Source organism: Paracoccus shanxieyensis (assembly GCF_009711265.1).
GTDB classification, from domain to species: Bacteria; Pseudomonadota; Alphaproteobacteria; order Rhodobacterales; family Rhodobacteraceae; genus Paracoccus; species Paracoccus shanxieyensis.
Genome location: NZ_WMII01000029.1, coordinates 19,007 through 29,493 on the forward strand (window position 1 = coordinate 19,007; position 10,487 = coordinate 29,493).

The following is a 10,487-nucleotide window of genomic DNA, read 5'->3' on the forward strand; positions in this document are numbered from 1 at the left end:
TGTTTCACGTGAAACAATACGACGTGATTGTGGTGGGTGGAGGTCATGCGGGCCTTGAGGCGGCGATGGCTTCGGCACGCATGGGCGCGAACACGGCTCTTGTCTCTCTGCGTGCGGACGATCTGGGAACGATGTCCTGCAATCCCGCCATCGGAGGCTTGGGCAAAGGGCATCTTGTTCGTGAAGTCGACGCGCTTGATGGGGTGATGGGGCGGTTGGCTGATGCTGCAGGGATCCAATTTCGGTTGCTGAACAGGCGAAAGGGTCCGGCAGTTCAGGGACCCAGGGCGCAAGCTGATCGGAGCTTGTACCGCAAGGCGGCTTCATTGGCTGCAGACGACCAAGATGGGCTGGAAATCGTCATCGGCGAGGTGGTCGAACTATTGCATGACGCTGGCCAGCTTCAAGGCGTTCGATTGGTAAGCGGAGAGGATATCGCGGCTAGTCAGGTGATTCTGACGACCGGGACCTTTCTAAACGGGCTGATCCATATTGGAGAAGAAACTCGTCGGGCAGGACGCTGGGCCGGAACGGCATCAACCCAGCTGGCAGAGTCGATAGCACCCCTTGATTTGCCACTGGGTCGGCTTAAGACCGGTACGCCACCGCGGCTTTTGCGCAGCACAATCGACTGGGACAGCTTGCCGCAACAAGACGGCGACGATGAACCGACGATGTTTTCATATCTGAACACTGCGCCACAAGCGCGGCAGATTAGCTGCGCCGTCACCCATACCAACGAACGAACTCATGCCATCATTCGCGATAACCTTGCAAAATCTGCAATGTATGGTGGCCGGATCGATGGGGTCGGACCTCGTTATTGCCCGTCGATAGAGGACAAGGTTGTCCGATTTGCCGAGAAGTCGTCGCATCAGATTTTTCTTGAGCCGGAGGGGCTTGAGAGCGACCTGATCTATCCGAATGGCATCTCGACATCTTTGCCGCTTGATGTGCAATTGCAGTATGTCAGGTCGATACAAGGCCTTGAATTTGCTGAGATCGTTCAACCCGGATACGCGGTCGAATATGATTATGTCGATCCACGCGCTTTGACGGCGACGCTTGAGACGAAGGCGATGAGAGGCCTGTTCCTTGCTGGGCAGATCAACGGAACCACGGGCTATGAAGAGGCCGCCGCGCAGGGGCTGGTCGCTGGCCTGAACGCTGCGCTGAACGCTCAGAAGCGGGATCCTGTCTTCTTCAGCCGCTCGCAAAGCTATATCGGGGTGATGATTGACGATCTGATCAATCGCGGCGTCACCGAGCCCTATCGGATGTTCACGTCGCGAGCCGAATTTCGGCTGAGTCTTCGTGCGGATAATGCCGACCAACGGCTAACGCCCATCGGCATCGAGCTGGGCTGCGTTGGTGCAGCCCGACAAAGCGTATTTAATAATAAAATGCGGAAATACGCCCAAGCCAAAAGCCTGACCGAAGCAAAGACGTTCACCTCGGCCGAACTTGCGAAGCAAGGGATCAATGTGCGGCAAGATGGGACCCGTAGGTCTGTCTTCGCTTTGCTGGGTCAGCAGGATATCGACAGCGATACCATCTTGCCGCTTGATCCGGATATCGCTTCGCTCGATCGAACCGTTATTCGCCAAGTTGCCGCTGACGCGCTTTACGCACAGTATACGGATCGCCAATCGCGCGACGCCGAGATCTTGCGAAAAGAAGAGCGAATGACGATCCCCGGGAACTTCAACTATAGCGCGATATCGGGATTGTCCAATGAACTCAAAGCCAAGCTGACGGCCAGGATGCCCACCAGCATTGCTGCCGCTGCGACGATTGAAGGCATGACACCTGCTGCACTGACTTTGCTTATTGCCCTGATCCGGTCCGAGGAACGCAAGCTGGCATGACGACTGTTTCACGTGAAACAATGCAGCTTGAGGCTTACGCGACGCTGCTGCGAAAGTGGAATCCGACGATAAATCTTGTCGCGCCGGCAACCCTGCCAAACTTGGAGGCACGGCATATCGCCGACAGCTTGCAGCTTGCCAGAACGGCAGAAGACGCAGTAGGGGATTGGCTGGATATAGGTAGCGGCGGCGGGCTTCCGGGCATCGTCATAGCAGTCTCGCGTCCCGATTTAAGCGTATCTTTGCTGGAAAGCGATAAGCGTAAATGCAGCTTTCTTCGCAGCGCCGTGCGTGAGCTTGGCTTGGAAAACGTGAAAATCATTAACGAACGGATCGAGCAAGCAGGGCCACAGTCGGCGAGTAACGTCAGCGCGCGGGCGCTCGCCCCGTTGCCACTGCTGCTGTCCTATGTCAGCAGGCATCTGGCGCCGGATGGCACGGCGTGGCTTATGAAGGGCAGAAACTGGCGGTCTGAGGTCGATGACGCCCGGAAAGACTGGAGTTTCGATCTTTGCACGCATAAAAGTCAGACCGATGAAGAAGCTGTCATTCTTCAGATAACAGGAATTCGTCATGCCTGAGACGCGAATTATCGCTGTTGCCAATCAGAAGGGTGGGGTGGGGAAGACCACGACCGCCGTTAATCTTAGCGCCGCTTTGGCAGAGTCTGGCAAACGCGTCATTATTATCGACCTTGATCCGCAAGGAAACGCGTCAACTGGCTTTGGTATCCCGCCCGAGGAACGGAACATCACCTCTTACGATCTTCTTGTTGCCGATCTTGGGCTGGATGAATGTATCTTGCCGACCAGCATCGACAACCTGCGTATCGTCCCCTCCAGCCAGGATCTTGCATCGGTTGATGTCGAAATCTCCGGCCGCTCCGGTCGGACACAACTTCTGCGCCGCAAGCTTCATCAACCCTGCGATGCCGATTTCATTCTGATCGATTGCCCGCCGGCGCTTGGTCTGCTGACGGTGAACGCGATGGTGGCCGCGCAAAGCATTCTGGTGCCGCTGCAAGCCGAATTCTATGCCTTGGAAGGTCTGTCGCAGCTGCTGATGACCGTGCGCGAGGTGCGTCAGACGGCCAACGCCGATCTTCGTATCGAAGGGGTGCTTCTGACCATGGCGGACAGCCGCAACAACCTCTCGCAACAGGTCGAGGAGGACGCCCGTAACACGCTGGCCGGGCTGGTTTATAACACGGTCATCCCGCGGAATGTGCGCTTGTCCGAAGCGCCGTCGCACGCGATGCCGGTGTTGCAATACGACCCGAATTCCAAAGGCAGCGCCGCTTACCGCCAGCTTGCCCAAGAGTTCCTTTCACGACAACTTGCCAACGCCTAAGGGGGCCACCATGTCCGACAAACACGAAAAACGCGGTCTGGGGCGGGGCTTGTCGGCGCTCATGGCGGATGTCGATCTGATCCCCTCTGAACGTCCGGCCCCCCGGCAGGTCATGCCGGTCGAGCAGTTGACGCCGAATCCGGATCAGCCCCGGCGCAGCTTTGCGCCGGAAGCACTGCAGGAATTGGCCGATTCGCTACGCAGCAAGGGGATCTTGCAGCCGCTGATCGTGCGTCCGCATCCCAATGACCGTGGCCTGTTCCAGATCGTCGCGGGTGAACGTCGCTGGCGGGCGGCGCAGATCGCGCAGCTTCACGAAGTGCCTGTTATCGTTCGCGATCTCAGCGACACGGAAGTTCTTGAAATCGCCATCGTTGAAAATATTCAGCGCGCCGATCTGAACTCGATCGAGGAAGCCGCCTCATATCGTCTGCTGATGGATCGCTTTGGTCATACGCAGGAAAAGCTGGCCGAGGCGCTGAACAAAAGCCGCAGCCATATCGCCAACCATTTGCGTCTTCTGACCCTACCGGATCAGGTGCAGGCTTGGCTCAAGGAAGGCAAGCTGACAGCAGGCCATGCCCGCGCGCTGATAACCGCGCCGAATGCTGTCGATCTGGCCCGGAAGATCATCGAAAAAGGCCTGTCGGTGCGCGAAACGGAAGAGCTCGTCCGCCGCCAGACCGCCGTCAAGGACACGCCCGCAAAGCGTAGCCCAGAAAAGGACGCTGATACCCGCGCGTTGGAGGGCGATCTGTCCGCACATCTGAAAATGCGTGTGGCCATCAAACACGCCGGTCAGGACGGCGGCCAGATGGTCATCACCTACAAGGATCTGGATCAGCTTGATCGGCTGTGTCAGGTGCTTGCCGGTCACTGACACCATATCTGGTATATAACCAAATCGAGACCACAAAATAAAACCCCGGAGAAAACTCCGGGGTTTTTCATTTCTCACAAGCAAATCTCAGCTTGCGGGCATCGAACTGACGCCCACCTTGGCGGGTCGCAACAGCCGGTCATGCAGCATGAACCCGTTGCCCATCACCTGAATGATATTGCCCGCGACCGTGCCGGGAACCGGGGCCTCGAACATCGCTTCGTGCTGCTGCGGATCAAAGCGCTGTCCGACTTCGGGCAGGATCACATGGATGCCGTGCTTCGCGAAAACGTTGTTAAGCTCTCGCAGCGTCAGCTCGACGCCTTCGATCAGGGCCGGGGCAGCGGCGCGCTGTTCGTCGCCTGCCGTCTCTAGCGCCCGCGACAGCGCGTCATAGACGGGCAAAAGATCGCGTGCCAGCCGAGATCCGCCATATTGCTCGGCCTCGCGCCGGTCTTTCTCGGCGCGTTTGCGGGCATTTTCGGCATCGGCCAGGGCACGCATGAAACGATCGCGGAAACTGTCGCGCTCGGCGATAAGTGCTTCGATCTCTGCACCGTCTTCCGCCAGCGGATCGACCATATCATCGTCGTCCAGCGGGTTTCCGTTCATGTTCTCGTTCGTCATGTCCTTATCCTTTCCGGCCGGAAATCATCCGCCCGACGAGCTGCGCAGTATAATCGACGATCGGAACGATCCGGCCATAATTCAGCCGCGTAGGTCCGATGACCCCAACCGCCCCGACAATCTTTCGGTCGGCATTCATATAGGGTGAAACGACCAAAGATGAACCGGAAAGTGAGAAAAGCTTGTTCTCCGAGCCAATGAAAATGCGCACCCCGTCGCCCTGTTCGGCAAGTTCCAGAAACTCGGCGATGTCGCGTTTGCGTTCCAGATCGTCGAACAGCACGCGCACGCGGTCCAGATCGGCCAGTTCATGCGCCAAAAGGTTCGCCCGCCCGCGCACGATCAGCCGCGGGTCTGACCCGTCGCTGTCCCACATCGCCAACCCCGAGGCGATCAGCGCCGCGGCCATCTGGTCCAGCTTCTGCCGGCTCGCCTCGATCTCGCGCGAGATGCCGTGGCGCAGATCGCCCAGCGTGCGGCCTTCGGCAAAAGCGTTCAGAAAGTTCGCGGCCTCGCGCATCGAACTGGCGGTATGGCCGGGCGGCGGGGTAAAGACCCGGTTCTCGACCCGGCCATCTGCAAAGACCAGCACGACCAGCGCACGATCCGGGGCAAGGCTGACAAACTCGATATGACGCACCGGCGCTTCCTGCTTGGGCATCAGCACCAGCGACGCGCCTTGCGTCAGCGACGACAGCGCCATGCTGACTCGATCCATCATCGCGCCAGTATCGCCGCGATCCGCGCCCAGCGTCTCCTCGATCATCTCGCGGTCGCTGGCGGAAACCGGCCCGGCCTCCATCAGCCCATCGACGAAGAGCCGCAGCCCCAGTTGCGTGGGCATCCGCCCGGCCGAGACATGCGGGTGATCCAGCAGCCCCAGATATTCCAGATCCTGCATCACATTGCGGATCGTCGCCGCACTGACCGCCATGTCGCGCGTCAGCGAGCGCGACCCGACCGGGTCGCCCGTCGCCAGATAGGATTCCACCACGCGACGGAACACTTCGCGCGAACGGTCGTTCAGATCGGAAAGCAATGCGGTCTCGGGCATGGGCAGCGTTCACGGGTTGCGGTTCATGGGGCCAGACCTGTATTTGAACGGCAAAACCTCCGAAAGGAATGACAGATGCGCCCCTCTGGCAGAAATTTAAGTGATATGCGTCCGATTTCAATCGAAACGGGTGTGATGCGCCATGCCGAGGGCTCGTGCCTGATTTCCTGCGGCGACACCAAGGTGCTGTGTTCCGCCACGATCGAGGATAAGGCACCGCCCTTCCTGAAGGGCTCGGGGCAGGGCTGGGTGACGGCGGAATACGGCATGCTGCCGCGCGCCACCAATTCCCGCAACCGGCGCGAGGCTGCGGCTGGCAAGCAATCGGGCCGCACGCAGGAAATCCAGCGCCTGATCGGCCGGGCGCTGCGGGCCGGGGTGGACCGTCGTGCGCTTGGCGAACGCCAGATCGTCATCGACTGCGACGTGATTCAGGCCGATGGCGGCACGCGCTGCGCCTCGATCACCGGCGGCTGGGTCGCGCTGCGTCTGGCCGTGAACAAGCTGATGAAGGCCGGGATCGTCACCACTGATCCGATCATGGATCATGTGGCCGCCGTCTCATGCGGGATCTATGCCGGTCAGCCGCTGTTGGATCTGGACTATGCCGAAGACAGCGAGGCCGGGACGGACGGCAATTTCATCATGACCGGCGCGGGCCGTCTGATCGAAATCCAGATGTCGGCCGAAGGCGCCACCTTCTCGCGCCCTGAAATGAACCAGTTGCTGGATCTGGCCGAGGGCGGCATCGCCGCGCTGGTCGCTGCACAGAAAGCCGCGATATGAGAAAGCTGACCGAAGCCAAGGTTCTGATCGCCACCCATAATGCCGGCAAGCTGGAAGAATTCCGCGCCATGCTGGCTCCGCATGGCATTCAGGTGACCAGCGCCGGCGAAATGAACCTGCCCGAGCCTGCCGAGACCGAAACCACCTTCATCGGCAATGCCCGCATCAAGGCGCGTGCGGCGATGCAGGCGACGGGCCTGCCGGTGCTGGCCGATGACAGCGGCATCACGGTCGACGGGCTGGACGGCGCGCCGGGCGTCTATACCGCCGACTGGGCCGAAACCCCGAACGGGCGCGACTTCATGCAGGCCATGCGCCGCACATGGTCCGAACTTGACGCCCGCAACGCTGCCCAGCCGCGCACCGCCCAGTTCCGCGCCACGCTGATCCTGATGTGGCCCGACGGGCATGAGGAAATCTTTGAAGGCGTCGCGCCCGGTCGGCTGGTCTGGCCGCCGCGCGGCGATCATGGCCACGGCTATGACCCGATGTTCATTCCCGACGGCCATGACATGACCTTTGCGGAAATGACCGCCGAGCAGAAAAACCGCATCAGCCACCGCGCCGATGCCTTCCACAAGCTGGAGGCGGCGCTTGCATAGGATCTCGACCGGCTCACCCTTTGAAATTGCGCTGGGATACAGCCGGGCCGTGGTCAAGGGGCCGTGGTGCTTCGTGTCGGGCACCACGGGCTATGACTATGCCGCGATGACGATGCCCGACAGCGCCGCCGATCAGGCCCGCAATGCCTTCGCCACCATCTTCGCCACGCTGGGGCAGGCGGGGTTCGACGCCGCCGACATCGTGCGGGTGCAATACACCATCACCGACGCCGCTTTGCTGGATGAGATCACGCCAGTTCTGGGCGAGGCGATGAAAGATGCGTTACCTGCCGCGACGATGGTTGTGGCGGACCTCATCAGACCCGAAATGAAGATCGAAATCGAAGTGACAGCATTCCGCGAATGACCATGCCGATGCCAGCCCATGCCAGCACTGATCCGCTTGCCGATGACTGGCGGGCGGGCGGCTTTGCGCTGTATGTGCATTGGCCCTTCTGCGCGGCGAAATGCCCCTATTGCGATTTCAACAGCCATGTCTCGGCCAATATCGACCAGACACGCTGGCTGGCCGCCTATCTGACCGAACTGGCCCGCCTTGGCGCCGAAACGCCGGGGCGCGTGCTGAACAGCATCTTTTTTGGCGGCGGCACGCCCAGCCTGATGGCGCCGGAAACCGTTCACGGGATCATCGACGCCGCCCGCGCGCATTGGCTTTTCGCCAATGACATCGAGATCACGCTTGAGGCAAATCCCACCAGCATCGAAACCAGCCGCTTCCGCGCCTATGCGCAGGCGGGCGTGAACCGCGTGTCGATGGGGATGCAGGCGCTGAACGATGACGACCTGAAGCGTTTGGGTCGGATGCATTCGGCCGCCGAAGGCCGCGCGGCTTTCGATATTGCCCGCGACTGCTTTTCGCGGGTCAGCTTCGATCTGATCTATGCCCGTCAGGATCAGGACCGCGCGCATTGGCGCCGCGAATTGACCCAGGCGCTGGCCATGGCCGTGGATCACCTATCGGCCTATCAACTGACCATCGAACCCGGCACCGCCTTCGGCGCGCGCCACGCCAAGGGCGGGCTCAAGGGCCTGCCCGATGACGATCTGTCGGCCGACATGTATCTGGACACGCAAGAGATCTGCGCCGCGGCAGGGATGCCGACCTATGAAATCTCGAACCACGCGCGGCCGGGGGCGGAAAGCCTGCACAACCTGATCTATTGGCGGCAGGGCGACTGGGCGGCCATCGGTCCCGGCGCGCATGGCCGTCTGACGCTGCCCTCGGGCCGCTGGGCGACCGAGGCCCACCGCGCCCCCGGCGCATGGCTGGAGGCCGTTGAAACCCGTGGCAATGGCGACAGCCTGCGCGACCCCCTCAGCCCCGAGGATCGCGCGCTCGAGTATCTGCTGATGTCCATGCGTCTGTCCGAAGGGATGCAGACCGCGCGTTATCTGGCCCATGGCGCGACCCTGCCCCAGCCGCGCATCGCGCATCTGATCGACCTTGGCCTGATCACCCGCACCCCCGACCGGATCATCGCCACCGAAACCGGCCGCCCCGTCCTGAACGGCATCCTGCGCGAGCTTGCGGCCTGATGCGGCTGGTCTGGCTTGCCATCGGCTGGCTGATGCTGGGCCTGGGTGCCATCGGCGTGGCGCTGCCCGTGGTGCCGACGGTGCCCTTCCTGCTGGTGGCGGTCTGGGCCTTTGCGCGCTCATCCCCGCGTCTGGGCGCGCGGATCACCCGACACCCGACCTTCGGCCCCCCCATCCGGGCATGGCGCAAACGCGGCGTCGTCAGCCGCCGCGCCAAGTTCTTTGCCACTACCGCCATGGCCTGCGGCGTCGGCTGGTCGCTGTTCTTCGGACTGGATGCGCGGATCGTGGCGGTGCAGGCGGTGATCTGCGGCAGCGTCGCTGTGTGGCTGCTGACGCGGCCCGAGCGGTGAGAGATCGACAGTCGAGGTCTGCTCTGCGGAAAAGACTGCTCCTGTTAACACATAAGAATTTACTTTGTATCTGAAGTATACTTTGTACCTGCAGGGCAATCGTACGTGAGGAGAGAAAAGCGATTTTTCGATGCGCTGAAAACGAACGCTAACGCAGCGCATGGAGCGGGTATTGCCCAAACTGAAGCTTGCGGCACGTTTTAAAGTTATTTGTACATCAAATGCTTATTACTCGGACATCTCAACCTCGCCTTCTTCTTGGATGATTTTCACGAAATCGATCGGATCGTTAAAATAATTTCGGTACGCCGACCGTAGTTGTTTCGGATTGCTTGCTCTAACGTATACAGCATTCAAGCTCGAACCGGAAGTTTCCAACTCAGTGGCTTTGGCAATGGCATCGCCAGAATTTTTGAATGGGATCACCTCTAGCCCGGCGCTTCCATCCGGCTTTCGAAAAACATTTAGAACGGTATGTTCTTGCAGCTTCTCCTCGTCCTCGAATTGTTTAAGCGCAGATAGCCTCTGAAGGATCCCAAGCTCGTTTTCAAGTTCCTGAAGCTGCACCTGAAGTTCGGCAGTGCTCACCTCTAGAAATGCCTTTTCCAGATGCTCATGTTTGCGAGCAATAATCTCGCTAGCAATGGCGAAGAAACGACCTCGCTTCGACTGATCCATTTCAAACTTCGTGCGCTCTCCGTCGATCAGATCCGAAATCTCAACTGCCGTTGCCCAAGCATGCTGGGCGCGCGTTCGGTACTGAATCTCGACCAGCAGGCCATCCCAAGGCTTCTTAGTTTCGGCCCGATCACTACCGCGTGGTAGGTGGCGGTATACATCATGGATGCCGCGGTATCCGGTGAACTTGGGTGTTTCTATATAGTCATATTTTTCGCGCGGGTATCTCAGTTGATGTTTGACGTTTTTCATCACAGCCGTCGAGCTGATATAATCCCTGAAATCATGAAGATCTGACAGATTTTCAAAAATCATTCTACAGCCGGCAAAATCATGCATGGCAGAAATGTCGGCGATCAGCGGATCACCCGCATCATTCTTTCGTTTAAGCTTGTCAATTACAGTATTTCTGCGCTTAAGGCGCTGCGCAAATTCGACGTTGTACGGCTTGATTGCAATTTTTCGCTTTAGCCAGATCTGAAATGTATTGATGACATAGCCGTGTGATGAGCGCCACTGGTCGACAAGATCAAAATCAGCCTCTGATCCCGCCCCATCCGCGATACGCTTTCCGGCACGTTTGACTTTGGATTTGCTTTCGGGTGGGATAGTGCCCCGCGGCGTGGTGTAGGAGCGCCGACCCTCGGAGAGGTCAGGGCTTGTTCAGGTGGCCACGGCGGGCAGCCTGACGGTTGGATTGTCGGTCACACGGGCGAGCGTTTCAAGGCTCAT

At 59.7% G+C, this 10,487-nt stretch carries 12 protein-coding genes; 9 read left to right on the plus strand and 3 right to left on the minus strand.

Going from position 1 to position 10,487, the window contains the following annotated elements; all coding sequences use genetic code 11:
• Window positions 1–8: 8 nt before the first annotated feature.
• The 4 genes from mnmG to GL284_RS19135 are packed head-to-tail and all read left to right on the plus strand — an operon-like array spanning window position 9 to window position 4,098.
• Entirely contained in the window at window positions 9–1,868 is a 1,860-nt protein-coding gene (mnmG, locus tag GL284_RS19120; RefSeq protein WP_341870508.1) for a tRNA uridine-5-carboxymethylaminomethyl(34) synthesis enzyme MnmG, read from the plus strand.
• On the plus strand, window positions 1,865–2,449 hold the full coding sequence (gene rsmG / locus GL284_RS19125) for a 16S rRNA (guanine(527)-N(7))-methyltransferase RsmG (RefSeq protein ID WP_155046084.1): 585 nt from the start codon (window positions 1,865–1,867) through the stop codon (window positions 2,447–2,449). Before mnmG ends, rsmG begins: the two co-directional genes overlap by 4 nt.
• Window positions 2,442–3,218: a ParA family protein gene (locus tag GL284_RS19130; RefSeq protein ID WP_155046085.1), complete on the plus strand. Its 777-nt coding sequence runs from the start codon at window positions 2,442–2,444 to the stop codon at window positions 3,216–3,218. Before rsmG ends, GL284_RS19130 begins: the two co-directional genes overlap by 8 nt.
• A 10-nt stretch (window positions 3,219–3,228) precedes the next feature.
• Entirely contained in the window at window positions 3,229–4,098 is an 870-nt protein-coding gene (locus tag GL284_RS19135; RefSeq protein WP_155046086.1) for a ParB/RepB/Spo0J family partition protein, read from the plus strand.
• A gap of 87 nt (window positions 4,099–4,185) precedes the next feature.
• On the opposite strand, the gene GL284_RS19140 is transcribed toward GL284_RS19135, so the two are convergent.
• Complete coding sequence (locus GL284_RS19140) at window positions 4,186–4,680, minus strand: nucleotide exchange factor GrpE (RefSeq protein WP_425274249.1); 495 nt, start codon at window positions 4,678–4,680, stop codon at window positions 4,186–4,188.
• Window positions 4,681–4,729: 49 nt separating this feature from the next.
• Window positions 4,730–5,779 (minus strand): heat-inducible transcriptional repressor HrcA, encoded by a 1,050-nt coding sequence (gene hrcA / locus GL284_RS19145; protein ID WP_155046087.1) that lies wholly within the window; start codon window positions 5,777–5,779, stop codon window positions 4,730–4,732.
• 75 nt (window positions 5,780–5,854) lie between these two features.
• On the opposite strand from hrcA, the gene rph reads away from it, so the two are divergent.
• Genes rph through GL284_RS19170 form a run of 5 tightly spaced genes read left to right on the plus strand, consistent with a single transcriptional unit; the run spans window position 5,855 to window position 9,077 of the window.
• Complete coding sequence (gene rph, locus GL284_RS19150; RefSeq protein WP_155046088.1) at window positions 5,855–6,565, plus strand: ribonuclease PH; 711 nt, start codon at window positions 5,855–5,857, stop codon at window positions 6,563–6,565.
• The gene (rdgB, locus tag GL284_RS19155; RefSeq protein WP_155046089.1) at window positions 6,562–7,167 is read left to right on the plus strand and encodes an RdgB/HAM1 family non-canonical purine NTP pyrophosphatase; all 606 of its coding nucleotides are present in this window, start codon (window positions 6,562–6,564) and stop codon (window positions 7,165–7,167) included. Before rph ends, rdgB begins: the two co-directional genes overlap by 4 nt.
• Window positions 7,160–7,534 carry a RidA family protein gene (locus GL284_RS19160; RefSeq protein ID WP_155046090.1) on the plus strand — a complete coding sequence of 125 codons (375 nt, stop codon included), beginning with the start codon at window positions 7,160–7,162 and terminating at the stop codon, window positions 7,532–7,534. Before rdgB ends, GL284_RS19160 begins: the two co-directional genes overlap by 8 nt.
• A gap of 2 nt (window positions 7,535–7,536) precedes the next feature.
• Window positions 7,537–8,724 (plus strand): radical SAM family heme chaperone HemW, encoded by a 1,188-nt coding sequence (gene hemW / locus GL284_RS19165; protein WP_155046095.1) that lies wholly within the window; start codon window positions 7,537–7,539, stop codon window positions 8,722–8,724.
• Window positions 8,724–9,077 (plus strand): YbaN family protein, encoded by a 354-nt coding sequence (locus GL284_RS19170; RefSeq protein WP_155046091.1) that lies wholly within the window; start codon window positions 8,724–8,726, stop codon window positions 9,075–9,077. Before hemW ends, GL284_RS19170 begins: the two co-directional genes overlap by 1 nt.
• 228 nt (window positions 9,078–9,305) lie before the next feature.
• Here GL284_RS19170 and GL284_RS19175 read toward each other — a convergent pair whose 3' ends face one another.
• Entirely contained in the window at window positions 9,306–10,364 is a 1,059-nt protein-coding gene (locus tag GL284_RS19175) for a RelA/SpoT domain-containing protein (protein WP_341870509.1), read from the minus strand.
• Window positions 10,365–10,487 lie beyond the last annotated feature (123 nt).